Annotated in this window: 23 protein-coding genes and 1 pseudogene; 12 read left to right on the plus strand and 12 right to left on the minus strand. The window is 72.6% G+C overall.

The features are described from left to right. Positions 1-50 precede the first annotated feature (50 nt). The 3 genes from P3T29_RS16055 to P3T29_RS16065 all read left to right on the plus strand — a co-directional run bounded on the left by P3T29_RS16055 (position 51) and on the right by P3T29_RS16065 (position 1,528). Positions 51-419, plus strand: coding sequence for a hypothetical protein (locus tag P3T29_RS16055; protein ID WP_280717135.1), 369 nt, complete (start codon positions 51-53; stop codon positions 417-419). An 11-nt stretch (positions 420-430) separates the two neighbouring features. Next, positions 431-904 carry a hypothetical protein gene (locus tag P3T29_RS16060; RefSeq protein ID WP_280717136.1) on the plus strand — a complete coding sequence of 158 codons (474 nt, stop codon included), beginning with the start codon at positions 431-433 and terminating at the stop codon, positions 902-904. Between the two features lie 153 nt (positions 905-1,057). Further along, on the plus strand, positions 1,058-1,528 hold the full coding sequence (locus P3T29_RS16065; RefSeq protein WP_280717137.1) for an NUDIX domain-containing protein: 471 nt from the start codon (positions 1,058-1,060) through the stop codon (positions 1,526-1,528). Positions 1,529-1,593: 65 nt separating this feature from the next. On the opposite strand, the pseudogene P3T29_RS16070 reads toward P3T29_RS16065, so the two are convergent. After that, positions 1,594-2,836 (minus strand): annotated as a pseudogene (locus P3T29_RS16070) (helix-turn-helix transcriptional regulator). Positions 2,837-3,031: 195 nt separating this feature from the next. After that, on the minus strand, positions 3,032-3,355 hold the full coding sequence (cutA, locus tag P3T29_RS16075) for a divalent-cation tolerance protein CutA (protein WP_280717138.1): 324 nt from the start codon (positions 3,353-3,355) through the stop codon (positions 3,032-3,034). Between the two features lie 233 nt (positions 3,356-3,588). Here cutA and P3T29_RS16080 point away from each other — a divergent pair, with 233 nt between their 5' ends. The 3 genes from P3T29_RS16080 to P3T29_RS16090 all read left to right on the plus strand — a co-directional run bounded on the left by P3T29_RS16080 (position 3,589) and on the right by P3T29_RS16090 (position 5,399). Further along, a complete protein-coding gene (locus P3T29_RS16080) occupies positions 3,589-3,885 on the plus strand; it encodes a hypothetical protein (protein ID WP_280717139.1) in 297 nt (98 codons plus the stop codon). Positions 3,886-3,927: 42 nt separating this feature from the next. Next, positions 3,928-5,025: a methyltransferase gene (locus P3T29_RS16085; protein ID WP_280717140.1), complete on the plus strand. Its 1,098-nt coding sequence runs from the start codon at positions 3,928-3,930 to the stop codon at positions 5,023-5,025. A 74-nt stretch (positions 5,026-5,099) separates the two neighbouring features. Then, positions 5,100-5,399, plus strand: coding sequence for a hypothetical protein (locus P3T29_RS16090; protein WP_280717141.1), 300 nt, complete (start codon positions 5,100-5,102; stop codon positions 5,397-5,399). A 29-nt stretch (positions 5,400-5,428) separates the two neighbouring features. On the opposite strand, the gene P3T29_RS16095 is transcribed toward P3T29_RS16090, so the two are convergent. Further along, positions 5,429-7,960 (minus strand): helicase C-terminal domain-containing protein, encoded by a 2,532-nt coding sequence (locus P3T29_RS16095; RefSeq protein ID WP_280717142.1) that lies wholly within the window; start codon positions 7,958-7,960, stop codon positions 5,429-5,431. A 216-nt stretch (positions 7,961-8,176) separates the two neighbouring features. On the opposite strand from P3T29_RS16095, the gene P3T29_RS16100 reads away from it, so the two are divergent. Continuing rightward, entirely contained in the window at positions 8,177-8,983 is an 807-nt protein-coding gene (locus tag P3T29_RS16100; protein ID WP_280717143.1) for a hypothetical protein, read from the plus strand. Positions 8,984-9,006: 23 nt separating this feature from the next. Here P3T29_RS16100 and P3T29_RS16105 read toward each other — a convergent pair whose 3' ends face one another. Next, a complete protein-coding gene (locus tag P3T29_RS16105; protein ID WP_280717144.1) occupies positions 9,007-9,987 on the minus strand; it encodes an ABC transporter substrate-binding protein in 981 nt (326 codons plus the stop codon). 95 nt (positions 9,988-10,082) lie between these two features. Here P3T29_RS16105 and P3T29_RS16110 point away from each other — a divergent pair, with 95 nt between their 5' ends. Further along, entirely contained in the window at positions 10,083-10,703 is a 621-nt protein-coding gene (locus tag P3T29_RS16110) for an HAD family hydrolase (protein WP_280717145.1), read from the plus strand. A 21-nt stretch (positions 10,704-10,724) separates the two neighbouring features. On the opposite strand, the gene P3T29_RS16115 is transcribed toward P3T29_RS16110, so the two are convergent. After that, positions 10,725-10,964 (minus strand): hypothetical protein, encoded by a 240-nt coding sequence (locus P3T29_RS16115; RefSeq protein WP_280717146.1) that lies wholly within the window; start codon positions 10,962-10,964, stop codon positions 10,725-10,727. Between the two features lie 196 nt (positions 10,965-11,160). Between P3T29_RS16115 and P3T29_RS16120 the strand changes: the two genes are divergently transcribed. Beyond that, entirely contained in the window at positions 11,161-12,297 is a 1,137-nt protein-coding gene (locus tag P3T29_RS16120) for an alpha/beta hydrolase-fold protein (RefSeq protein WP_280717147.1), read from the plus strand. Positions 12,298-12,682: 385 nt separating this feature from the next. Next, positions 12,683-13,066 carry a cold shock domain-containing protein gene (locus P3T29_RS16125; protein WP_280717148.1) on the plus strand — a complete coding sequence of 128 codons (384 nt, stop codon included), beginning with the start codon at positions 12,683-12,685 and terminating at the stop codon, positions 13,064-13,066. A 91-nt stretch (positions 13,067-13,157) separates the two neighbouring features. Here the strand turns inward: P3T29_RS16125 and P3T29_RS16130 are convergent, their stop codons facing one another. The 4 genes from P3T29_RS16130 to P3T29_RS16145 are packed head-to-tail and all read right to left on the minus strand — an operon-like array spanning position 13,158 to position 16,705. After that, complete coding sequence (locus P3T29_RS16130) at positions 13,158-14,000, minus strand: 1,4-dihydroxy-6-naphthoate synthase (RefSeq protein WP_280717149.1); 843 nt, start codon at positions 13,998-14,000, stop codon at positions 13,158-13,160. Further along, the gene (locus P3T29_RS16135; protein ID WP_280717150.1) at positions 13,993-14,739 is read right to left on the minus strand and encodes a futalosine hydrolase; all 747 of its coding nucleotides are present in this window, start codon (positions 14,737-14,739) and stop codon (positions 13,993-13,995) included. The genes P3T29_RS16130 and P3T29_RS16135 overlap by 8 nt, the downstream gene beginning before the upstream one ends. Continuing rightward, positions 14,739-15,308 carry a hypothetical protein gene (locus P3T29_RS16140; RefSeq protein WP_280717151.1) on the minus strand — a complete coding sequence of 190 codons (570 nt, stop codon included), beginning with the start codon at positions 15,306-15,308 and terminating at the stop codon, positions 14,739-14,741. Before P3T29_RS16140 ends, P3T29_RS16135 begins: the two co-directional genes overlap by 1 nt. Positions 15,309-15,367: 59 nt before the next feature. After that, entirely contained in the window at positions 15,368-16,705 is a 1,338-nt protein-coding gene (locus P3T29_RS16145) for an MFS transporter (RefSeq protein ID WP_280717236.1), read from the minus strand. A gap of 743 nt (positions 16,706-17,448) precedes the next feature. On the opposite strand from P3T29_RS16145, the gene P3T29_RS16150 reads away from it, so the two are divergent. Together P3T29_RS16150 and P3T29_RS16155 are read left to right on the plus strand one after the other, a co-directional pair. Then, positions 17,449-18,330, plus strand: coding sequence for a DUF3027 domain-containing protein (locus tag P3T29_RS16150; RefSeq protein WP_280717237.1), 882 nt, complete (start codon positions 17,449-17,451; stop codon positions 18,328-18,330). Positions 18,331-18,511: 181 nt separating this feature from the next. Beyond that, on the plus strand, positions 18,512-21,802 hold the full coding sequence (locus P3T29_RS16155; protein WP_280717152.1) for a molecular chaperone Hsp90: 3,291 nt from the start codon (positions 18,512-18,514) through the stop codon (positions 21,800-21,802). Here the strand turns inward: P3T29_RS16155 and P3T29_RS16160 are convergent. From P3T29_RS16160 to P3T29_RS16170, 3 genes are all read right to left on the minus strand, one after another. Continuing rightward, positions 21,766-22,059: a hypothetical protein gene (locus tag P3T29_RS16160; RefSeq protein ID WP_280717153.1), complete on the minus strand. Its 294-nt coding sequence runs from the start codon at positions 22,057-22,059 to the stop codon at positions 21,766-21,768. The two genes, P3T29_RS16155 and P3T29_RS16160, sit on opposite strands and share 37 nt — an antisense overlap. A gap of 102 nt (positions 22,060-22,161) precedes the next feature. Next, positions 22,162-24,714, minus strand: a complete 2,553-nt coding sequence (locus P3T29_RS16165) for an HAD-IC family P-type ATPase (RefSeq protein WP_280717154.1) — start codon at positions 24,712-24,714, stop codon at positions 22,162-22,164. 191 nt (positions 24,715-24,905) lie between these two features. Continuing rightward, entirely contained in the window at positions 24,906-25,160 is a 255-nt protein-coding gene (locus P3T29_RS16170) for a DUF2530 domain-containing protein (RefSeq protein ID WP_280717155.1), read from the minus strand. Between the last annotated feature and the right edge of the window lie 105 nt (positions 25,161-25,265).

The raw sequence follows: 25,265 nt of genomic DNA on the forward strand, positions 1-25,265 counted from the left end.
CCGCACCACCCCCGTGGCTACCTGCCCACGAGTCAGCCACAGGAGCGATCATGCCGCAGTCAGCCGACCCACGACCCGAATTCGGCAACAGAGTCTCCAAGGTCGCCGCATTCAGGGTCACTTGTGGGGCCAGGCTGGGCCTGCCCGAATGGGTTACCACCGCTGACGCCTCGGCGTTGGCCACGGGCCATGCGAAACAGCGTGCCCTTGTTGTGCTGGACATCGCCGCCGGCCATCTTGCTGCCGGAAGGGTCGAGGCAGCGTTCGCACTTGCTTCCCGCGCGATGGATACCGGGCTCCAATACCGGTCCAGCCGGATCGTGGAACGGGCACGTGGTCTGCGGCGTTTACTCGTCACTTCCTCGCCGCCCAAGGTCGTGAGGGACTTTGACGAGCGCCTGCACGGCGTCTACCTCTAGGGAGAGACCAGATGCGCATAGGGATTACCGGGCACCGAGGGCTGACAGCAGACGTTGAGCGCCAGGTCCGACACCTGCTTGACGAAGCTCTCCGCAACGAGGACCCGGCTGAGCTGATTGGCGTGTCGTGTATCGCCGACGGCCCAGACGCATGGTTCGCCGAAGCCGTCCTTCGGTGCGGCGGACGGCTTGAGGTGGTTATCCCTGCCGACGAGTACCGCGAAGGCTTGCCCGAGTGGTACCACCCTGCCTATGACCAACTCCTACGACGCGCCTCCGAGGTCCACCGCAGCGGCATGGTGGTGTCCGACGAGGCGGCGCACATGGCTGGCAGCGAGATCCTGGTTGGCCTCTCAGGTCGGATTCTTGCCGTGTGGGACGGCCTACCAGCCCGAGGGTACGGCGGGACCGCCGACGTTGTGGCCTACGCCGAACGCTTCGGGGTGCCCGTACAGGTCATCTGGCCGCGCGGGGCTACCAGGTAGCAGCACCCGAACCATCCCTCAGCGACGGGGTCAGCGCGCGCCTGGCACCGATCCGGTACCGGCGCGGGTCGCGGGTGCTCAGCTGGTGTCGGCTTACCAGCAGAGCTTCGAGAAGGTGGGGGCCGAGGTACGCCCGCTTCCGAGATGAGGATCATGAGTCGTACGGACTACTTCAGCAGCCCCGACGCCCCGCGAGCCAACAGCATTGTGCCGGCGGTTACCGCCTTCGTTGTCAATGAGCAGGACGAACTGCTCCTCGAACGACGCTCCGACAACGGCCGCTGGGGCATGCCCGGGGGCGTCCAGGAGATCGGCGAGAGCATCGCCGACACCGTCACGCGCGAGGTCCTGGAGGAGACCGGCATCGAGGTCGACGTTGTCGGCCTCGTCGGGATCTACAGCGATCCCGGTCATGTCATCGCCTTCTCGGACGGCGAGGTCCGACAGGAGTTCTCGATCTGCTTCCGTGCCCACCCGGTCGGCGGTCGAATCAGGGTGAGCCCGGAGTCCTTCGAGGTCCGATGGGTACCGCGCAGTGAGTTGGACACACTCGACATGTCGCCCACCACCAGGCTCCGCGTCGGTCACGGCTTCCGCGACGACCAGGTGCCCCACATCGGCTGACTGGTTTACGTGCGCCGATGCGGGTGGTAGCGACCATGCGTTTCAGATCCATCTTGTGCTGCTCGCTATCGACCAGCACATTCCAGGTGGAAGCGGTCGGACATGCGGCGAAGGCGCTCTCGGGTGGTTGTCCGCTCCGCGTAGACGATCTTGCGGAGAGTGGCACGCGCTATGGGGTGGTTGCGGATCAGTTGAGGCGCGATTCGCTCTGCCTCCTCCAGTTCCGCGAGCGCCTTGTCCCGGTTGCCGTCCCACAGCCACGCACGCGCCAGGTCCATCCGGTGGTGCCCACGCCGGGAGTTGGGCAGTATGGCGACCTGTGCGGGGTCGGCCCTCTCGTTGAGCACCAGCGCCTTGGCATGGTTGCCCATCTCCAACTGCACTGCGATGGCGTGGATCTGCACGTTTCCGGCGGAGAACGTGAGGGAGTGGCGGTCGAAGACCGGCTCGCCGTCGATGGCCTCGATGCGTGTCGAGGCCGTCTTTGCCTGCTGGATGCGGTCTTCGCTCTGGTCGGGGGCGTCGGCCCTTGCGGCCGAGAGGGCTGCGCGCAGTTGCAGCGTTCCCCACGCCCGAAGCGCCAACGGGTCGCCGGCGTTGTACTCGCGCTCGATCGAGGACAACGCCTTGTCGGACAGAGCGATGGAGTCGGCCCAGTCTGCGGTTGCCCACATGTCCCAGACCCTCATCCAGTCCGAGACCGCGATCATCACGGGATCTCCAGAGAGCCGGGCCGACCACGCTGCCCGCTCACAGGCCATGGTGATCAACTCTGGATGGCCGAGCGAGTGGGCGGCAGTGTGGGGCGAACTTGCAGGCCACCGCGTAGATGGCGAAGCCTTCCTCGCGCTCGTGGCCTGTTACAGCCTCAGCCAGCGCGCGGGCCTCACGGAGCATGTCCGGGAGGATACGGAGGATGGCGACATTGGCTGCCGCGTCCCGGAGCCGATGGAGGCGCGCGGTCTCCTGCCACAGCTCGGAGGAGGAGCGAGGTCGGCCGTCGAATACCGGGGTCAGGTCGTAGCGGCGCAATTCCCGCAGGATCGATGCCGCCGAAACCTGCCACTGGTTCTCGGAGCTCTTCCCGGCAACGTACGGGCGCTCCACCAGGTCGTTCGGGTGGCAGTGCAGAGCTGCGGCGAGTTCGTTGATGATCCCCGCCCGGTCCAGCTCGATCGTGCCGCGCTCGACCTTCGACACCCACCCCTGAGTTCTGCCGACAGCGGCAGCGAGATCCGCTTGAGGCATCCCGAGCCGAAGCCTGGCCCGCCGTACCCGCTTGCCGATCGACTCCCGTTCCTCCAACACTCGTACTCTCCCTGCGGTGTTGCTCCCGTCGGCCCGCCCGTTCGGCTCAGTGGCCTACCGGGAAGGTACCGCCGATTGCTGGGGCCTGACGCGTGGATGGTCTGACCTGATCTCTGGGCGCATGCGGTGTCGGAGGTCGTGGTGAGTCCCCGGTGACGGAAGGCCGTGAGCAGGTCCGGCCGCCGCTCGGGTAGGTCAGCCGATGGTCTCGGTGTTCACCCAGTCCAGGTACGCGGAGCTGCCGGTGACCACCGGGACGCCGATGATCTCCGGGGTGTCGTAGGTGTGCTGCTCGCGGATGAAGGCGGTAAGTCGGTCGGAGAGGTCGGCGCGGGTCTTGAAGTCGATGCGCCACTCGGGTTCGGTTCGCACATCGCCGTCCCACCAGTAGACCGAGCTGATCGGGTACACCTGGGCGCAGGCGGCCAACCGCTCACGCAGCACGGCGGCGGCCAGCGCGCGCGCCTTGTCCTCGGCGTCATGGGTGGTGGTCACCACGATGAAGTCAGGGTTCGTCATTGAGCGAGCGTAGAGGGGGCTCGGTAGACCGGTGGCGCATTCCGTCAGGCCTGAAGGTATGCACGGCCAGCGGTCCGTCGGTCACGGTGTGAGTCCGCCATCAGGTCGGCGCAGGCCCCCCGCTGTCCCGCACCCTCGAGGTTGCCCGGGTGGGTCCGGTGATGTGGGATATGCCCGCCTTGTAGCCGATTGTCCCTGGCGGGATGCTGGATTGGAGGAAGGGAGTGGTGACGATGACCTTCGTTCAAATCATCGAGTACGAGACCACCCGTGCGGCTGAGATGGATCAGCTCATGGACGAGTGGCTCACGGCCACCGAGGGGAAGCGCACCTCCATCCACGGCATGATGACGCACGACCGCGACAAGCCGGCGCACTACGTGAACATCGTCGAGTTCCCGTCGTACGAGCAGGCGATGGCCAACAGCGAGCTCCCCGAGACCCAGCAGATCTCCGGGCGGATGCAGGATCTCTGCAGCAGTGCGCCCACGTACATGAACCTGGAGGTGTTGCGCGACGAGAAGTGGTGAGGCCCGGCCCGAACCAGGGGGGTGCGGAGTGGGAGGTGGCTGATGACTACCGACGACGTGAGCGACATGAGGGACATGAGCGTTCTCGACGAGGGCAGGCTCAACGAGTTGCTGGGCAAGGTGGTTACCGACCTGGGTGCGGTGGCGGTGGCGCCGCTGCTCTCGATCGGTGAGCGGCTCGGCCTCTTCCGGGCGCTGGCCGACGGCGGGCCGGTGGACTCCGCCAAGTTGGCCGAGCGGACCGGGACGGTCGAGCGCAACGTCCGCGAGTGGCTGGCGGCGATGGCCGCCAGCGGGTACGTGACGTACGACGGGGACGGCCGGTTCCGGCTGTCGCCCGAGCAGGCGGCGGCGTTCACGGACGAGGAGAGCCCGGCCTTCGTACTGGGCGGGTTCCAGGCCTTCATGGCCGCCGCCCGGCCCGAGGCCCGGGAGAAGCTCGAGCGGGCCTTCAAGGACGGCGGCGGTGTGGGATGGCACGAACACCACCCGGACCTGTTCGCCGGTACCGCGCGGTTCTTCAAGCCGGGCTACGCGGCCCACCTGGTGGACGAGTGGCTGCCCGCCCTGGACGGCGTGGTGGACAAGCTCCGGGCCGGGGCGCGGGCGGCCGACGTGGGCTGCGGTCTCGGCCATTCGACCCTGTACATGGCCAGGGCGTTCCCGCAGTCGCGCTTCACGGGCTTCGACTACCACGCGCCGTCGGTCGACGCCGCCCGGCGGCTGGCCGGGGAGGGCGGGCTGGACGGGCAGGTGTCGTTCGAGGTCGCGGGTGCGGCGGACTTCACCGGGGGCCCGTACGACCTGGTCGCCTACTTCGACTGCCTGCACGACATGGGTGATCCGGTCGGCGCGCTCGCCCACACCCGGGAGCAGCTGGCGCCGGACGGGACGGTGATGCTGGTCGAGCCGTATGCGGGCGACTCCGTCCAGGACAACCTCAACCCGCTCGGCCGGGCGTTCTACGCGGCCTCGTCGCTCATCTGCACCCCCGCGTCGCAGTCCCAGACGGTCGGGCGGGCGCTGGGCGCGCAGGCCGGTGAGGCGCAGACCAGGCAGGTCGCCGCAGAGGCCGGCTTCGGCCGGTTCCGGCGCGCGACCGAGACCCCGTTCAACCTGGTCTACGAGGCTCGGATCTGAGCGGCTCCGAGGCGGCTCTGCTGCCTACGGGTCAACTTCGGTGACCGGAGAGCCCCGCGCTCGTTGAGGAGGGCATGAAGAAGACGAATCGCATCCTCGCCGCCGTCGCCCTCTCCGGCGCGGCCCTCGGCCTCGCGGCCGTACCCGCTCAGGCCGAGGACGCGGCACCTGCCTCGCCCGTCTCGCCCATCGACTCGGTCGGTGCCGTGGCGCACCCCGGTGGGCTCTTCGGCGATGTCGCGTTCACCCTCGCCGAGCTGACCAGTGGCGTGAAGCGGCCCGACCCCGAGGCGATGATCGAGCAGGCGAAGAACTCGCCCGAGGGCCAGGCGTACATGAAGGCGCACCCCGGCCTGGCGGCCCACCAGCGCTGAGCCCCGGCAACGGGCCGCCCCGCCGGTGGTCAGCCGGTCTCGTCGACCTCGGCGACACCGGTGATCCGGTGCAGGGCGAAGGTGCGGACCTCGTCGGAGAGGTGGTCGTACGCCGTGACGAAGCCGCCCTCGACCTTGACCGGGTCGACCACCCGCTGCGAGGACAGGCCCTCGGCGTTGATGTAGCCGATCCACATCCGTTCGCCCAGCAGGACGGCGGTCTGGAGGGCGGCGAGGGTGTCGGCGGCCGCCGTGCGTGGCAGTTGCCGCAGGTCGGTGCGGGCCGGGCCGTTCTGCTGCTGGTTGGCGGCGGGGCCGACGACGGTCTCCCGACGGACGGCGGTGGCCGCCCGGTCGCCTGCGCGGACGGCCTTGACGGCCGCGCCGAGCAGGACGCCGTCCGGGCGCGGCGGCCCGTCCGGGACAGGGGTCGGCGCGGCCCGTGGCGGGGTCCGGCGACTGTCCGGGCGGGTGATCAGCACGTCGCCCTCGGCCGACTCGGCGGCCGGTGCGTAGCCCATGATCCGGAGCACCGAGAGCAGGGTGTCGGGCGCCGCCTGGGCGGCCAGCACGGTCGGGGCGAGCAGCCGCAGGCGCAGCTCGACGGCCCGCCGGTCGGCCAGCACCTCGGCGAGCAGCGCCGGGTCGTCGCACCGCAGGTACGAGGAGGCCGCGCCGACCCGCAGTACGCCGTGCCGTCGGGCCACGTCGTCGACCAGGTAGCTGAGCGGCTGCGGGACGGGCGTGCGGGAGTGCCGTTCCAGGAAGGCGTGCAGGTCGGCGGCGCTGCGCCCGGCGTCGAGCGCGCGGCGGACGGACTCGGCGGTGAACCGGTAGACCGTCGCGCCGCCCTTGGACTCGATGTCCGCGCAGAGTGCCAGGGCCTGGGCGACGGGGGTGAGCAGCGGCCCGGGCGCGATCGCGGTGAGGTCGGGCTGCAGGATCACGTGGTCCAGCGGCTGCGGCAGCAGCGGCGCCAGGACGGCGGCCGGGTCGCCGTCGGTGAGCAGCGCGAGGGCGGGGGCCGCGAGTGCGCCGCGCCCGGTGAGGCCGAGCAACTCGGCCTCGGTCAGCGCCCATTCGGTGAGGTGGTCGCGGAAGTCCCGGCCGTCCGGGCCCACCGGACCGCCGCGCAGCGGGCGTTGCCAGCGCAGCGCGGGCAGGACCGTTTCGGCGGTGGCCGTGCCGCCGGGGGGCAGGGTGGCCAGCAGCTCGAGTACCGCACGGCGTACGGACGGTGCGAGGGTGCGGTCCAGCTCGGGGCCGAGCGCGGCGCGGGCCTTGCCCTTGCCGTCCGGCGTCCCGGCCAGTCCGGCCACCCGGGTGGCGGCGATCCAGTCGCGGGCGAGCAGGGCCCAGCGGTCCGCGACCGGCTGCTGCAGCCAGCTGTCGTATGCGGGGGTGGGCGCCCAGCGCTCGTCGGCCTCCCCGTCGGGGGCCAGCAGGCCCGAGGTGTAGGCGAGTTCGAGCCAGAAGGCGGCGACCGGCTCCGAGCACTCCAGGGTCAGCGCGGCGCGCTTCAGGTCCCGTACGCCCAGTCCGCCCGCCCGTAGGGTCGGCGGCGGCTGGAGACCCCAGGCGTCGAGCAGTTCTTCGAGCGTGCGGACGGCGGTGTACGCCTGACCGGCGGCGGCACTGTCCACAGCCTGTGGATCGCGCTCGGCGACGGGGACGAGCGCGGGCCGGTCCGGTTCGGCCGTCCGGTGGCTGCGCCCGCCGCGCAGGTACAGGGCCAGCTCGCGCGGGAGCACCACGGACGTGGGGCTGGACGGCAGCAGCAGGCCGCGCGCCAGCAGCCACTCGACCGGGCTGCGGGCCTCCTCGGCGGTCACCTGGCGGGCCGCGTCCGGGACAGTGCCGGTGGGCGGGCCCCAGACCAGCCGCTCCAGCAGGCCGATCGCCTGCTCGGGGGCCTGGGCGAGCAGCGCGGCGCAGCGCTTGCGGTCGGCCAGCAGCGCGGCGAGCGCGGCGACGGCGGACACCGGGTCGGGGGTGGCGGGCAGCCCCGCGCCGGCCAGCAGCTGCTGGAGGCGGGCCGGGGACATGCCGGTGGTCGCCTCGGCGAGGGTCGGCCCGAGGCCCGTCCGGCCCGGGTTGGTCGCGCTGGGGGCGAGCGCCTCCCGTACGGCGATCACCAGGCGCAGCGCGGAGTCCGGGCCCCAGAGCAGGGCGCGGGCGCGCAGGGTGGCCAACGCGCCGGGCAGCGCCGCTGTGACGGCCGCGCGGTCGGCCGGCTCGGCCTGGGGGTGCGGCTTCACCCGGACGGGGCCGGCCAGCAGGTTTCGGACCACGGTGTCGGGGCAGCCGTCGGGCGCGGTAGCGAGGGCCTCGGCGACCTGCAGGGTGAAACGGTCCAGCCGCTCCAGGGCGCGCAGCGCGGAGGCCCGGCCCGAGGCCCGGCTCGCGAGCTGGGTCAGATCGCTCGGCACGGGGTTGAGCAGGTCGGGACGCGCCTGGAGCAGCTCGGCCAGCGCCTCGTCGCTGCGGGCCCGGAGCTCCTCGGCGAGCGTACGGGGGGCGGCGGCCCGGGCTGGGCGCGGCTCGCTCTGCTGGGTGCTCATCCGACCCAGGTTAGCCCGTCCGGCAATCGGGAGGAGAGCTTGACGGCGGCGGGACGGTGATGGTGACCGGGCAAGGGGCAGAGGGTAGCGGGCAGGGGGGCAGGCGTTCAGCGTGTGGGTGGGGCGCGGGGGCGCGTAAGGGTCGCGCCGGTGGTGGGGGAGTGGGTAGCGTCAGCGAACGGCGGGCCGGTGACGGGTGATGCGGGGTGGCGGGCGATGGCGGACGGCGGAACCGGCGGCGAGTGGTGGCGGGTCGACGCGCCCTGGCGGGCTTTCGGGCGGCCGGGCAACGCGGCGGGCGCGGACGACGGCGGCGGGAGTGTGTACGCGCCGGAGGTCCCGGCGGAGCCCTCCGTGCAGCTGACCAAGGAGCCGGTGACCAAGGAGCCGGTGACCAAGGCGCCGGTGACCAAGGCGTCGGCGGCCGATGAGCCGGCGGCCAGGGAGTCGGCGTCGAGGGAGAGCACTGCTCTCGCGACGGAGGACGCCTGGCCGATGGCCGGCCGCCCGCTCGGTGCCGCCGACTTCCCGGGCTGGGACAGCGTGGTCTTCGACTTCTCGACCGCCGATCCCCGGCCGGAACCCGCCGGGACCGTCCCCGAGCAGCGCGACGCCGAGCCGGCGGCGGCCGGACCTGAAGCGGGAAAGGCCGGGACGGCCTTCCTGGCGGGCCGACGGCCGTCGGTGATCGTGCTGGCGGCGGCCGTCGTGCTGCTGGGCGGCGCGGCAACCGGTCAGATCCTCGCCCTGCTGGCCGGCTGGGCCCTCGCGTACGTCGCGCCCCGGCTCGCCGACCTGACCAGGAAGTTCGCCGCGCTCGGCATCCCGCTGGCCACCATGGCGGGCTCGACGGTCTGGTTCTGGGGCCGGGCGAAGGGCCGCTGGGGCGCGCCGATCACCCCCGGCAATCAGCTGAGCCACGACATCTGGACGTCGGCCCCCGGGGTGCTCCGGCTGGCCGGGCTGCTGTCGGCGCTCTTCCTGCTGGCCGTCACGCTGCGGCGGCGCCGGCCGGTGGAGTGACGGGTCGCCGAGAGCCTGGGTGGTCACCCGCCCAGGGCGCGCTGCAGCTCGGCGAGGATCAGGTTGGCACCGGTGTAGCCGATGCCCTCGAACCAGAGCTGGTCGTCGACCGGGAAGGCCCGGTGGCCCTGGACGGCGCCCAGCGCCTTCCAGGCGGCGCCGGCGAGGGTGGCGGCCGTGGCGGTCTTCGCCGGGTCGCCGTACGTCGAGTAGAAGAGGTAGTCCCCGTCCGCCTTGGCGATCTGGTCGGGCGGCACCTCGACGTCGAAGGCGTCGATGTTCTGCGCGGCCGGGCGCCCGAGCTGGAGGTCCGCCAGCAGCGTCCCGATGAAGCTCTGCCGCCCGTACAGTCGGATGGTCGGCGACCCCTCGACGAAGCGCACGATGCTGATCCGCTTCCCGCTCGACCCGGCCGAGCCGATCGCGGCGATGGTCTGGACGACGTGCCTCCCGTACGCGGCGACCACGGCCGCCGCCTGGTCCTGGCGGCTCAGCGCCTGGGCGTGCAGCTGGAAGTCGGCCTTCCACGGGTACCCGGTCGTCTCGGTGAACACGGTGGGGGCGATCCGGCGGAGGGTGTCGTAGTGCGCGGCGTCGCGGGTCCGGTTGCTCAGGATCAGCTGTGGGCGGACGGCGGCGACCAGCGTGGGGTCCGGGTTGCCGATCGTCCCGACGTACGCGATCTCGGCCAGCCGGGAGGCCGGCCAGTAGTCCGGCAGGCCCTGGTCCGCCGCAGCCCGGGCGGCGCCCACCGGAGTGATGCCCAGGGTCATCGCGGAGTCCAGTTCGGCGGTGTCCAGGGCCACCACCCGCAGCGGCGCTCCCGGCACCACCACCGGGCCGTTCACGGTGGTGACCGTGACGCTGGGCAGTGCGGGCGGGCTGGGGGTCTCGCTGCCGGTGGCCAGCGAGACCGGCCCCCCGAGGACCGAGCTGGTGCACCCGGTCAGCAGTGCCGCGCCCAGCCCGGAGAGGGCGGTTCGGCGCGACAGCTGACGTGGCATGAGTTGATTATGTCCGAGTTGAGAGCAATTGTCCGTAGAAGTGCGGCCGTTCCGTCCGGCGTGCGATCGGGGGGCGCGCGCCTACCCTGGGCCTCATGTCTCTCACCATGTCCCTCACCGTGGGCTTCGATCTCGACATGACCCTGCTCGACACCCGGCCCGGTATCAAGGCGGCCTGGCAAGAGCTCTCCGCCGCCACCGGCACCTGGATAGACAGCGACCTGGTGATCACCCGGCTCGGGCCGCCGCTGGCCCACGAGGTGGCCGAGTGGTTCCCCGCCGAGCGGGTGCCGGAGATCGTGGATGCCTACCGCGCGCTCTACCGCGAGCACGCGCTCCCCGGCGCGCTGGTGCTGCCGGGCGCCCGCGAGTCGATGGACGCGGTCCGCGCGCACGGTGGCCGGGTCGCGGTGATCACCGGCAAGTACGGGCCCAACGCCCGGCTCCAGTTGGACCTGATGGGTCTGGAGACGGACATCCTGGTGGGCGACGCCTGGGCCGAGGGCAAGGGCACCGCCCTGCGCGAGCACAACGCCACGGTCTACGTCGGCGACCACCTCGGCGACATCAGGGGCGCGCTGGCGGCGGACGCAGTGGCGATCGGGGTGACCACCGGGCCGTACGGCGAGGCCGAGCTGCGGGAGGCCGGCGCGGACGTCGTCTTTGCCGACCTGACCGAGTTCCCGGAGTGGCTGGCGGGGCACCTGGCGGGGTAGCGGCTCCGTCGGCAGGTCGGTCTAGGAAGCCGCTGCCTCGACCCGGCGGCGCTGGGCGCGGGCGGAGAGCAGCATCCCGGTGAGGGAGACCAGGAAGCCGAGCGGCATCAGCATGCAGAGCCAGTACGCGATGGTCGGCAGCCGGGGCAGGTTGAAGAAGAGCGGGACGAACGTCACCAGGGTGGAGATCGCTCCGAGGCCGAAGACGAGCGCCCCGGCGCGGACGAAGGCGTCGCCGCGGTCGGCGTTCCTGCTGCTCACGTGGTGCTCCTCGCGGGTCGGTGCGCCGAAGTCTCAGGTGCTTCAGTCTCTCCGGCGCTCCAGTGTCTCAGAGGCGCGGACCCCCGCCGATCGGCGGGGGCGGGGTCGATCTTGGCGGTCAGGCGCTTCGATGGGCCGGTCAGGCACTCTGGGGGGTGTTGGTGAATTCGTCGGTGGAGCAGGGGCGTACTGAGGCATGGGTCTGACCAGTCACAAGGTGCTGGCGTTGTCCGCGTTGATCTCGGTCCTGTCGGTGGTGGGGACGGTCTGGCTCTGGCCCCGGCTGGCGAAGCGCACCTGGCTCGCGGTGCTCGGGCGGATCGGGACGATCGTGGTGACCCAGTTCGCCGTGATGTGCACGCTGGGGCTGGTGGCCAACAACTACGGCGCCTTCTACGGCACCTGGTCTGAGCTGCTGGGCACCACCGACAACAGCCCGGTGACCATCCAGAGCCGGATGGTGGACGGCAGGCAGGCCGGCATCCAGCACATCTCCGACGAGAACGTGCGCGGCACCGGCACCATCGGCCGGGAGCCCGCGCAGGTCGGCAAGCTGGACCAGGTCCGTATCCCGGGTGCGACCACCGGCCTCGCCACCAAGGGGTACGTCTACCTGCCGCCGCAGTACTTCCAGCCGGCGTACCAGGACAAGAAGTTCCCGGCGGCGATAGCCATCACCGGCTTCCCCGGCCTCGCCAAGAACCTGATCACCAAGCTGAACTACCCCTCCACCGAGCTTCAGTTGATCAGGGACGGCAAGACCCCGCCCACCGTGCTGGTGATGATGCAGCCCTCGACGGTGCTGCCGCGCGACACCGAGTGCGAGGACATCCCGGGCGGCCCGCAGACGGAGACGTACTTCGCCAAGGACGTGCCGCAGGCCATCCGGACCGCGTACCGGGTCGCCGACGGACCGGGCAGCCTGGGCGTGATCGGCAACTCCACCGGTGGCTACTGCGGGTTGAAGCTGGCCATGAAGCACCCCGACGTGTACTCGACGGCGGTCTCGCTCTCCGGCTACTACCAGGCCGCCGAGGACATCTCCACCGAGAACCTGTTCAGCGGTGACCAGCAGCGACGCGACGCGGCCGACCTGGACTGGCGGCTGAACCACCTGCCGAAGCCGCCGGTCTCGCTGCTGGTCGGCGGCAGCAAGCACGGCGACGGGGACTACTACCAGCAGACCCGGAAGTTCATCGCCGCCGCGCAGGGCAGCCCGACCAAGCTCTCCTGGATCGACCTGCCGAGCGGCGGGCACAACTTCGAAACCTGGTCCCGGATGCTGCCCGCCTCGCTGGGCTGGCTCGGCCAGCACCTGAAGACCCCGGCCTGACGAGGACGCTCGGACGCCTGGTACGCTCCGGCTCCCCCGTCACTGCCCGCAGTTCTCCGGGGACTGGGAGTTTCGGCCTCCTGGTGGCAGGGGTATGGAGCCTTCGCACGGGGTCGATCCGGAACCCCGCTTTCCCGACCGGGGGGTGTGAGCCAGTGGACGGCGCGATGCCGCACCGTGGCGACGCCAGGCCCGCAGCCGTCGGGAGAGCCCGTTCCGTCCCTGACGGACCCACGGGGTCGGCGGCCCTCGAATGAGCCGCTGACAGAGCGTTAGTCTGCTGATCGGGACCGGCCTGCCCACTGCGCGCGGTCGGCTCGACATCCACTTGGTGACTCTCGGCCCACGCCGGGATCCCCCGCACCCACACTGAGGACTTTTCGAGATGCCCACCGGCCAGGTCAAGTGGTTCAACGAGACGAAGGGCTACGGCTTCCTGTCACGCGATGACGGCGGCGAGGTCTTCGTCCACACCAAGGCGCTGCCGGCCGGGGTCACCGCACTCCGGCCGGGACAGCGCGTCGAGTTCGGGGTGGCCGCAGGGCACCGGGGCGACCAGGCGATGTCCGTGACGCTGCTGGAGGCACTGCCGTCCGTCGCGGCCGCGCAGCGCAAGAGCGCCGACGACATGGCGCCCATCGTGCAGGACCTGATCACCACGCTGGACGCGGTGCTGCCCGGCCTGCAGCGCGGCCGCTACCCGGCCAAGGCGGCCGGGAGCCAGCTGGCCGTCCTTCTCCGGGCTGTCGCCGACCAGTTCGACGTCTAGCACGGCGGGGCGCGGGGGCCTGGGCGAGGTGGGAGGCTGCCGACCGTTGCCTTCCGTTTCGCGCAGTTCCTCGCGCCCCTTGACAGTGCGACTACAGGTTGAGCGCAGAAGGGTCGATCGCGGGGACGAGGCCCTCTGCCGCCGCCCGGGTGAGCAGCCCCCGGACGGCCGCGTAGCCGGCTTCGCCGAGGTCGGCGGTGAACTCGTTGACGTACAGGCCGATGTGCTGGTCCGCGACGGCCGGGTCCATCTCCTGGGCGTGTTCCAGCACGTACGGGCGGGAGGCCGTCGGGTCGTCCCAGGCCATCCGGACCGAGATGCGGATCGCCTCGGCGATCTCCCGCAGCCGGGCGTGGCCCAGCGAGCGGCGGGCGATGATCGCGCCGAGCGGGATCGGCAGGCCGGTGTCGCGCTCCCAGGCTTCGCCCATGTCGGCGAGCTGGTGCAGGCCGTACCGCTGGTAGGTGAACCGGGCCTCGTGGATCACCAGTCCGGCGTCCACCCGGCCGTCCCGGACGGCCGGCATGATCTCGTGGAAGGGCAGCACCACGATCTTCCCGAAGCCGCCCGGCACCGCCTTCGAGGCCCAGAGCCGGAACAGCAGGTACGCCGTCGAGCGCTCGCTGGGCACGGCGACCGTGCCGCCCGTCAGGTCCGCTCCCGGCTCGCGCGTGAGCACCAGCGGGCCGCAGCCCCGGCCCAGCGCGCCGCCGCAGGGCAGCAGCGCGTACTCGTCCAGGACCCACGGCAGCTGGCCGTAGCTGATCTTCAGCAGGTCGCCCTCGCCGCGTTCGGCCAGGCCGTTGGTGATGTCGATGTCCGCGAACGTCACCTCGGGCGCGTCGGCGCCCGGTACCAGGCCGTGTGCCCAGGCGTGGAAGACGAAGGTGTCGTTCGGGCAGGGGGAGTAGGCGATCCGCAGGGGCTCAGCCATGGGTGACCTCCTGGAGCAGTTCCGGGTAGGGCAGGGTGCGGAAGGCCCGTTCCAGCGCGCCGAGCGCCTCGCCGATCCGCCAGGCGGACCGGTCGCGCGGGCCGACCGCGTTGGAGACCGCGCGGATTTCGAAGACCGGTAGGCCGTTCAGGGCAGCCGCCTCGGCGACCCCGAACCCCTCCATCGCCTCGGCCGCCGCGCCCGGGTGGCGGGCGGCCAGTTCGGCGGCGCGCTCGGCGGAGCCGGTGACGGTCGAGACGGTCAGTACGGTGCCGGCGGTGGCGCCCAGGGCCTCGGCGGCCAGCGCGACGGCTGCGGGGGAGGGCGTGTGGCGGACGGTGCCGAAGCCGAGCCGGGCCACGTCCTCGAAGCCCGTCGGGGTCTCGGCGCCCAGGTCGGCGGCGACGATCTCCTCGGCGACCACGACCGAACCGATCGGCGCGTGCGGGACGAACCCGCCCGCGATGCCCGCCGAGACCACCAGCTCGTACCGGTGCCGGGCGAGCACGTTAGCGGTCGCGGCCGCGACGGCGGCCGGGCCGACCCCGCCGACCAGTACGTCCACCGGTACCCCGCAGTCGTGCTCACCGCGCCACAGCTCGGCGCCGGGCACGGGGACCGGCCGGGCGCCGTCGCGCAGCCCGCGCAGGACGGCGTCCGCCTCGGCCCGTACGGCAACGACAACGAGCAGCCCGGCCCGGGAAGGGCCGAGCTGCTCGGTCGAGCTGTCCGACGTCACTACTGGGCCGGGGGCGCCGGGGACTGCGGGACGGTCGAGGCGACGAAGTCCTTGTTGTTGAGCGAGAAGAACCAGGCGGCGAGGATGTCGCCGTTCTTCTCGTCGGCCTCGACCACCGTGACGGTGGTCTTCTGGGTGGTGGCCAGCAGTCCGGCGGCCGGGAGGAGGCCCGAGAAGGTGCTGCCCTTGCGGGTGGACGACAGGGTGGTCTGGCCCTGCTGGCCCGCGTCGGTGAACGAGAACCAGCCCTTGTCGGCGGTGCCCGGGTCGACGCCGACGCCGATCCGGTCGCTCATGGTCACGTCGGAGGTCGGCAGCTGGCCCGCGTCGGCCGCGGTCTTGGCGTCCGCCTGGCACTTGGCGAGGGCGTCCTTGTCCAGCGGCTTGCCGTCGTTGTAGCAGAGAGCGCGCGGCTCGGCGTGGATGGAGGACCGGCCCACGGTAAGGGTGGCTACACGGCCGCCCGGCTTGTCCTGGCCACTGGCGTAGGCGATGGAACCGCCGACCGTGCCGGCTCCGATCACGACGACAGCGCCGAGGGCGGCGATGACACGGGTGCTGAGGCTCATGGGCAAGAGGCTACCGGGCTTTGCCGATCACGCTACGCGGGGGTGGGCGAGTCGGGGTGTCATGCCACCCGGGGGCGGGTGGCCGGGCCGCGCAGCCCGACCTTGAACAGCGACCGGACCGTCACCAACAGGGCCAGGCCCACCATCGCGGCGGCGACCGACAGGCCGAGCGCGCCGTTCAGCGGCAGCAGGATGCCGACCGCGCCACCGGCCACCCAGCAGAGTTGCAGCAGCGTCTCGGACCGCGCGAAGGCGGACGTCCGGACGGCCTCCGGCACGTCCCGCTGGATCAGCGCGTCCAGGGCCAGCTTGCTCAGCGAGGCCGCCACCCCGGCCGCGCCCGCGACCAGAGCCACCGTGACCAGCCCGTACCAGAGGGTGGCCGCCACCGCCGCGACCGTCGCCAGCAGCAGCATCGCCGTCACCGTCGCCTCCGAGCCCCTGGTCCGCAGCCAGGAGCCGAGCACCGACCCCAGCGCGTTGCCCGCCCCCGCCGCGAACGCGACGATGCCCAGCGTCGCCGTCGGCGCCAGGCCGCCGACCGGGTCGTCACGGAGCAGGAACGCCAGGAACATCACCAGGAAGCCGACCAGCCAGCGCAGCGACGCCACCGCCCGCAGGGCGAGGATCACGGACGGCCCGACCGTGCGCAGCGTCGCCTTGGCGGGCTGCTCGGCGGGGAGCGGGTTGACCTCCGGGTGGTGCGGCCTGCCGAGGTGGTGCCCGGCCGGGTTGTACTCGGAGTGCAGCACCGCGCGCTGCTCGCCCTTGGCGGAGTCGACCTTGTGCGGCAGGTGAAATGCCATCAGGGTGCCGATCACGAAGACCAGGAACGCCCCGCGCAGCGGCCACCCGGGCCCGATCAGGTGCAGCCCGGCGCCCAGTGGCGCCGCGATACCGGTGGCCAGCAGCCCGGCCAGCGTCACCCGGGAGTTCGCCTTCACCAGTGACAGCTGCGGCGGTAGCAGCCGGGGCACCACCACGCTGCGCACCACCCCGTACGCCTTCGAGGCGACCAGCACCCCGAGCGCCTCCGGGTAGAGGGCCAGCCCGCCGGTGGAGACCGTGCCCGCCATCGTCCAGGCCAGTACGGCGCGGACCAGCATGGACATCGCCATCGCGGCCCGGCGACCGTGCGGCAGCCGGTCCAGCAGCGGGCCGATCACCGGGGCGAGCAGTGCGAACGGTGCCATCGTGATCAGCAGGTAGAGGGCGACCCGGCCTCGGGCCTCGCCGGTCGGCACCGAGAAGAAGATGGTGGAGGCCAGCGCGATGGTGATCAGCATGTCGCCGAACGAGTTCAGCGCGTGCAGCTCGATCAGCTTCGCGAGGCCCGACTCGCCCGCGCCCTCGGCGGCCGTCGCGCGGCGGATCCGGCGCCCGGTGCTGTTGACCACCTTGCCGGTACGCAGCCCCGCTGCCGAGGCGCTGCGGACCAGGACGTTCCGGGAGTGGTGCCGGTGCAGGTCGTCCTCGGGCTGGAGGTCGTCGCCGGCTCGGAGGTCGCCGTCGGGCGGCGCGGACCCGTCCTCCGGCTGCGGCTCGGCGTCGTCCGCAGGGAGGACCGAGAGGTGCTGTCGCGGCACGGCGCCCGGCTCGGAGGCGGCTCCGGAGGGGCCGTTGTCCTGCGGGTCGTGCAGTGCGTGCTGCGACGGGGTCTCATCCGCCACATGGCCATCCTGCCTGACAAAACCCCGGCAGACGAGGGAAAGGGGAGGAGACCCGCCGACAATCGGAGGTGCGGGCCTGATCGTCGTGTTCCGTTCAATTCGACGGGTAATTTCTGCGGGCTTCTGCGGTGCCCAGTCGGGGTGTTCGGCCTCTCCCCGGTTCCCGTACGGGTACCGGACTGTCGTCGGCGCCCGACCGGCGGGTAGCCTGCACTACGCGCGTGCACAGCCCTGCGGGCGGCGCGGCCGGTCTCCGGACCGGTGCCGAGTCGCGCAGAATAGATGGAGAGACGGTACCCAGCGGGACCGAAGCTCGTGGCAATGTCTGCCGGAGGCCCTCCGGAGTTAGCTCCCAAGGCCGGCCGCGACGGAGCGGGCAACAGAACCGCGTGGGGGCACCTCCCAGCCGAAGGCTGGGGGAGAACCGCAGGCAACAGAACTGGGAGAGAATCGACGCCGTGAGTGCTGCGATGCGAAGCCGTACCCCTGACCGGCTCTGTGCCGAGGCCGTCGAACTCGCCCGTCAGGCAGCCGTCGAGGCGGTCGGCGCGGAGACCGTGGGGGCCCACCTCGGCGTCCAGGCCGACGGCGAACGGGTCGTCACCCACACCTTCGAGTGCTTGGACGCCGCCTACCGTGGCTGGCACTGGGCCGTGACGGTGGCTCGGGCAGCCCGCGCCAAGAACGTCACCCTGGACGAGACCGTGCTGCTGCCCGGCCCGGACGCCGTGCTGGCCCCGCAGTGGGTGCCGTGGAGCGAGCGGTTGCGGCCCGGCGACATGGGCCCCGGCGACCTGCTGCCGACGGACGCGGACGACCTGCGCCTGGAGCCCGGCTGGACGGGCGAGGACGAGCCCGCGCCGAACTCGGTGGCCGCACTGGCCGACGACGAGGACCTGGTCGTCACCGACCCGCACATCCAGCCCGCCCCCGCCCGCGCGCAGATCGGCGCGGTCGCGGAGGAGCTGGGCCTGGGCCGTCCCCGCGTGCTCTCCCGCCTCGGCCTGCACCTGGCGGCCGACCGCTGGGAGACCGCGTACGGTCCGCAGACCCCGATGGCGCAGTCCGCGCCCGCGCACTGCAACAGCTGCGGCTTCCTGGTCCCGATCGGCGGCTCGCTCGGGCAGGCCTTCGGCGTCTGCGGCAACGAGTTCGGTCCGGCCGACGGCCAGGTCGTCTCGTTCGCGTACGGCTGCGGCGGGCACTCCGAGGCCGCCGTACTGCCGGCCCCGCCGGTCCCGTCCGAGCTGATCCTGGACGAGCTGGTGATCGAGCCGATGCAGCTCCACCCGGACCGCTCCAGCGGCTCCGTCGAGCCCGACGCCCCGGCGGAGGAGCTCGGTCACAGCTGAGGTAACCACCCAGGGGCGCGGGGAACGGCGCGACCAGCCCGCTACGGAGGTGCGTGGTTGGCAGCGCAGTTCCTCGCGCCCCTTTGGTTACCGCGTCCCGTTGGTCGGCCGCAGGCCCGCCGCAGGGGAGAATGCCCCCGTACGCACGGCAGGGTGGCAGACGGCGGAAGGTGGCAGCGCAGTGGAGCCTCGGATCATCGGCAGTGGCGCGGACGAGCAGGCCGCGGACCTCTTCGACACGGCCGGGCTGCGCCACCGGGTGCTGGACGCCTGGACGGCCGCTCCGGCGCGGTTCCGGGAGGACGCCAACGCCGAGGAGGAGCTCGCGCTCGGGGGTTACCGTGACCGGTTGATCGTCGAGCTGGCGCAGAACGCCGCCGACGCCGCCGCCCGGGCGGGCGCCGAACCCGGCAGGCTGCGGCTGACGCTGCGGGACGGGGTGCTGGCCGCCGCCAACACCGGGGCGCCGCTGGATGCCGCCGCCGTCGAGTCGCTCTCCACGCTGCGGGCCTCCTCCAAGCGCTCGGACGAGGCCCCCACGGTCGGCCGGTTCGGCGTCGGCTTCGCCGCCGTGCTGGCCGTCACCGACGAGCCCGCCGTGCTGAGTTCGCACGGCGGCGTCCGCTGGTCGCTCACCGAGGCGTACGCGCTGGCCGAGGCCCGCCCGGCCCTGGTCGAGGAGCTGCGCCGCCGCGAGGGCCATGTGCCGCTGCTGCGCCTGCCGTTCCCCGCCGAAGGGGCCGCGCCGGACGGTTACGACACCGTGGTGGTCCTCCCGCTGCGGGACACCGCTGCCGAGGACCTGACCCGCCGCCTGCTCGACGACATCGACGACGCGCTGCTGCTCACCCTGCCGGGCCTGGCCGAGGTCGTGGTGGAGACGCCCGACGGCGTCCGGGTGCTCACCCGCTCGGCCGACGACCAGGAGCCGAACGGGATCACCACCGTCACCCTGGCCGACGGCGCGGGACAGACCGTCTGGCAGACCGTCACGCTCTCCGGCGTCACCGCGCCGGAGCTGCTCGCCGACCGCCCGACCGAGGAACGCGCCCGCCCGTACTGGACGGTGACCTGGGCCGTCCCGGTCGGCGAGGGCGGCGCCCCGCAGCCGCTGCGCACCACCCCGGTCGTGCACGCCCCGACCCCGAGCGACGAACCCCTGGGCGTACCGGCCCTGTTGATCGCCGGGTACCCGCTCGACTCCACCCGCCGGCACGTCGCGCCGGGCCCGCTGACCGACTTCCTCACCGAGCGCGCCGCCGACGCCTACGCGGACCTGCTGCGGGCCCGGGGCGGCGACCTCGGCTCGCTCGGGCTCGTCCCCGGGCGGCTCGGCCAGGGCGCGCTGGACAACGCGCTGCGCTCGGCGATCCTGGACCGGCTGCCCGCCACGCCGTTCCTGCCGCACCCGGCCCCCGTCGAGGTGGGCACGCCGGCGCTGCGCCCGCGCGACGCCACCCTGCTGGAGGGCGCCGACCGCTCGGTGGTCGAGGCGCTCGCCCCGATCTTCCCCGGTCTGCTGCCGGCCGGTCTGGAGCGCCGCAGCGAGCTGCGGGTGCTCGAGGTCCGTCGCATCCCGCTCGCCGAGGTGGTGGACCAACTCGGCGGCCTGGAACGGGATCCGGCCTGGTGGCGGAACCTGTACGCGGCGTTGGCCGGTGCCGACCCGGAGTCGCTCGGCGCGCTGCCCGTCCCGCTCGCCGACGGCCGTACCGTCACCGGGCCGCGCCGCGTCCTGCTGCCCTCCGCCGACGGTGACTGGGCCGGGTTCGAGGGCTATCCCCAGTCGCTGGCCGAGGCGCTGGCGCTGCTCGACCTCCGGCTCGCCCACCCCGAGGCGTCCCACCCGCTGCTGGCCAAGCTCGGCGCCAACACCGCGACTCCGGCAGGGGTGTTGGACACCCCGGAGGTGCGGGCGGCGGTGGCCCGCTCGGTGGAGGTCGGCGAGGACGACTTCGACGCCGCCGTCGATCTCGCGGATGCCGTGCTCTCCCTGGTGAAGGCCGCCGGGGCGAACCCGGGCGACCACCCGTGGCTGGCCCGGCTCGCGCTGCCGGACGACGAGGGCGAACTCGCCCGGGCCGGTGAGCTGATCCTGCCCGACAGCCCGCTCGCCGCGCTGGCCCGGGAGGACGACGCCGGCTACGTGGACGAGGATCTGCTCGACCGCTGGGGCCCCGAAGTCCTCGCGGCTGCCGGGGTGTTGAGCAACTTCGTACTGGTCCGCGCCGAGGACGTGGTGCTCGACCCGGACGACCTGGAGCGGCTCGACCCGACCGTCCCGGCCGACCGCGCGGCGGGCGGCCGGCCCACCGGCCTGCTCGACGAGGCCCCGGACGGCCTGGCCGACTGGTGCGAGGACGCCCTGGAGGCCCTGCACGCCGACGGGGGCGACTTCGGCGTACCGCCGGTCGCCGCCGAGCTGCTGGCCGTCCGTGACCTCGACCTGGTCGACGAGGATGCCTGGCCCGAGGCGCTCGCCCTGCTCTCCCGCCCGCCGTACCGGGACGCGGTGGTCAACCCCGTCCGCACCCTGCTGCCGAACGGCTCGTACGTCGATCTGCCGCCGTACACTGCCTGGTGGCTGCGCGACCACCCCGTGCTGGACGGCCGCGAACCGGCCGGGCTGCGCGCGGCGGGCGCCGACCCGCTGCTGCGCGGCCTCTACGACGAGGCCCGCACCACCCTGGACGAGACCTTCCTGCACGCGCTCGGCGTCCGCACCACGCTCGCCGCTCTGCTCGCCGAGCCGCACGGCCCGGACGAGGTGCTGGACCGGCTGGCCGACCCGGCCTCCGAGGTGACGCACCGCCAACTCCACGGTATCCACAGCCTGCTGGCGGCCGTACCGGCCGACCGGATCGAGTCGATGGACGTCGTCCGGGCGCTCCCGCCGCTGGACGAGGAGTCCGGCCGCCGCCCCGACCGTACGGTGATCGTGGACGCCACGGCGGCGGTCGTCGCCGACGCCCCCGACCTGGTCGCGTTGCTGCACTCGCACCACCTGCTGCCTGTCGCACCGGAGTTGGCCGCCGCGCTGGCCGAGCGGCTGCACGTGTCGCTGGCCAGCGAGGTGGCCGGCGGCCGGGTGCTGTCGGAGGGCACGCTGCACCGGACCCCGGCCGTGGTACGGGAGTTGCTGCCCGGCTGCCCCGCCGCGTACGAGGAGCACGAGGACCTGCTCGTGGTCGGCCCGGACGGCGAGGAGGCCGCCGTGGACTGGCGCTGGGACACCTCCGCCGCCACCCCGGAACTCCCGTACGACCCCGAGGATGCGGAAGCCACCGACGAGGACGACGAGTTCGAGATCCCGCCGGCCCCCGGCCTGCTGCACGCGGCCACCCCGGAGGGCCTGGCCGCCGGCCTCGCCTGGTCGGTGGGCCAGTGGCACCGCCGCTTCGAGATCCTGGCCGCCCTCGCCGAGCCCGACCGGGCCTACGAGTTGTTGGCGGCCCGCGACTTCGAGTCCTGACGGTTCTTGAGGACCTTCAGGCGGGCGAGCTCCTGACCCAGCCGGGTCGCCTCCGAGGCTCGGAGTGCGCGGTACAGCCCGACCGTGCACCCGAGCCCGACCACCAGCCCGACCGTCAGCGCCACCTGCCGGTGCACCGGGCCCGGCAGCACCCCGGCCTTCGTCAGCCCGAGCAGCCCCAGCCACCCCAGGAACGCCGCCACCGACCCGCCGCAGAAGGCGGTGAACGCCTCCAACTCCCCACCCCGACGAGCCATCTCCGAGCCCCCTACTCGTCCGCCACCTGTGACCGATTATCGCGGCTGCGCCACGGGTGTCCACCGGTGGACACGCACTCGATCAGCTGCTCCCGATCAGCTTTAGGCGGCCGGGTCTCGGCTGCCGGGCTCGCCCATCCCACGGACGACCACCCGCCAGACCACCTCCAGCAGCAGCCCCGCCAGCACGGCGATCGCCACGCCCGTCAAGGGGTCCCGGAGGCCGACCAGTGAGAGCTGGAAGAAGTTCGACAGCCACGGGACGGTCAGCACCAGCGCGAACGCCCCGCACATCGTCCCGATCAGCGTCAGCCGCCACCAGGTGTACGGCCGGGCCACGATCGCCAGCACCCAGATCGCCACCAGGAAGAGCGTCAGCGTCGCCACGCTGGTGTCGGCCTTGAGATCGGTCGCGTGGTCGGCCCGCGCCAGCATGTACGCCGTGAAGGTCGCCGTACCGGCGATCACCCCGCCCGGCACGGCCAGCCGCAGCACCCGCCGGACGAAGCCCGTCCGGGCCCGCTCGTTGTTCGGCGCGAGCGCCAGGAAGAACGCGGGGATGCCGATGGTCAGCGAGCTGAGCACCGTCGAGTGCCGGGGCAGGAACGGGTACGGCACCTGGGTGAAGACCACCAGCAGCGCCAGCAGTACCGAGTAGACCGTCTTCACCAGGAAGAGGGTGGCCACCCGCTCGATGTTGCCGATCACCCGGCGGCCCTCGGCCACCACCGAGGGCAGGGTGGCGAAACTGTCGTTCAGCAGCACGATCTGCGCCACCGCCCGGGTCGCCTCGCTGCCCGAGCCCATCGCCACGCCGATGTCCGCGTCCTTGAGCGCGAGTACGTCGTTGACACCGTCGCCCGTCATCGCGACCGTGCGCCCGCGCGACTGCATGGCCCCGACCAGGTCGCGCTTCTGCTGCGGGGTGACCCGGCCGAAGACGGTGGTGCGGTCGGCGGTGTCGGCGAGCGCCTCGGGGTCGGTCGGCAGCGTACGGGCGTCCAACGGGCGGTCGGCGCCGGGCAGGCCCAGGTGGGCGGCGACCGCGCCGACCGATACGGCGCTGTCGCCGGAGATCACCTTCGCCTCGACCCGCTGGCTCTCGAAGTAGCGCAGGGTCGCGGCGGCGTCCTCGCGCAGCCGCTGCCGCAGCACCACCAGGGCGAGCGGCTGCAGCCGGCCCGCCGGGTCGGGGTCGTCCAGCGGGACGGCCGTCCGGCCCAGCAGCAGCACCCGCAGGCCCTGCACGCCCAGCTCGTCCACCTCGGCCAGCGCGGGGTGCCCGGCGGGGAGCAGCACGTCGGGCGCGCCGAGCAGCCAGCTCGCCTCGGTGCCCTGCGGCTCCAGCAGCTGCACACCGCTCCACTTGCGGGCCGAGGAGAACGGCATCGCCTCCAGCACCCGCCACTCGCCGTCCGCTGTGCTGCTCGTGTCACCGAAGGCGTCGATCACGGCCTGCATGCTCGGGTTCGGGCGGGAGTCCGCGCCGCCCATCGCGCCGAGCGCCTGCTGGAGGAAGAGCCGGTCGGCGAGCAGGCGGCCCGCGAGCGGGGCGTCGGGGCGCAGGTGCCCGTCGGTGTCGGTGCGGTCGGCGTCGCCGGGTTCGCCGGGTTCGCTGCTGCTCAGCGGGCGCAGCTCGACCAGGTCCATACCGCCCTCGGTCAGGGTGCCGGTCTTGTCCAGGCAGACGGTGTCCACCCGGGCCAGGCCCTCGATCGCGGGCAGCTCCTGCACCAGGCACTGCTTACGGCCCAGCCGCACCACACCGATCGCGAACGCCACCGAGGTCAGCAGCACCAGCCCCTCCGGCACCATCGGCACGATGCCGGCCACCATCCGGCGGACCGCCTCGCGCCAGTCGTGCCCCTCCACCGCCAGTTGGCTGACGATCAGCCCGATCGCGGTCGGGATCAGCAGGTAGGTGATGAACTTCAGGATGCTGTCGATGCCGGTCCGCAGCTCCGACTTGACCAGGGTGAACCGGCTGGCCTCCTCGGCGAGCTGAGCCGCGTACGCCTCGCGGCCGACCTTGACCGCGGTGAACGCGCCCGCCCCGGCCACCACGAAGCTGCCGGACATCACCTCGTCGCCGAGCTGCTTGAGCACCGGGTCGGGCTCGCCGGTGAGCAGCGACTCGTCGATCTCCAGGCCCTCGGCCTCGGTGACCCGGCCGTCCACGATCACCTTGTCGCCGATGCCCAGCAGCACGGTGTCGTCCAGCACGATCGTGCTCACCGAGACCTGCTGGGCGGTGCCGTCCCGGCGGACCTGCGGCTTCGCCTCGCCGATCAGCGCGAGACTGTCGAGGGTCTTCTTGGCGCGCAGCTCCTGGACGATGCCGATCGCCGTGTTGGCCACGATGACCAGGCCGAACAGCCCGTCCTGGAGCGGGCCGACCACCAGGATGATCGCGAACATCACGCCGATGATCGCGTTGAACCGGGTGAACACGTTGGCCCGGACGATCTCGCGCAGCGACCGGCTGGACCGGGCGGGTACGTCGTTCACCTGCCCGCGCGTCACCCGCTCGGCCACCTCGGCCGCCGTCAGCCCGCTGCGGCGCTCGGGGCCCAGCCCGCTGGAGTGCGCGCCGAGGGTGCTGCCGTCGGCCGTACCGGCGTCCGGGTCGGCGGTGTCTTCCGCGGGATGCGTCATGGCACCGACTCTAGGCGGGCGATTTGTCCGCTGCGCCCTACTTTGGTCCGATTCAGCTCAACCAAGTGGCGGGGGCAGGTTGGGCCGACCACAGAACAGGGGCGCGGGGAACTGCGCGAAACCGGAAGGCAACGGCCCGCACTCTTCGACTTCGCGCAGTCCCCACGCGCCCCTGTTGCTTGCTCGGTTGCCTATTGCGAAGCAGCGTTGCGGCCACGCAGAATCGCGGCGCGACGGGCGCGGCAGTACCAGACGCCGATCAGGCCGAGTCCGAAGCCGGCCAGGCAGATCCAGGGCCAGTAGTGGTGGCCGTGCGCGGAGAGCGTGCTGTCGAAGGGCAGCAGCACGAGGAAGGCGACGAACCACAGCACCGTGCCGCCGCCGACGATCGCGACGTCGTTCACCTCGAACGGCGGGGGAGAGGGTCGCAGCGGGGTCTTGGCCATGGGTCCTAGCGTACGGGGGCAGCCGGGTGGGGATGGAGAGGCGGGGGAGGGTCGGGTGATCGGATGTGACCGTAATAGCCGCTGTCTACGCGCGAAGATGGCGCG

It is taken from the genome of Kitasatospora sp. MAP5-34, from assembly GCF_029894335.1.
Classification (GTDB): domain Bacteria; phylum Actinomycetota; class Actinomycetes; order Streptomycetales; family Streptomycetaceae; genus Kitasatospora.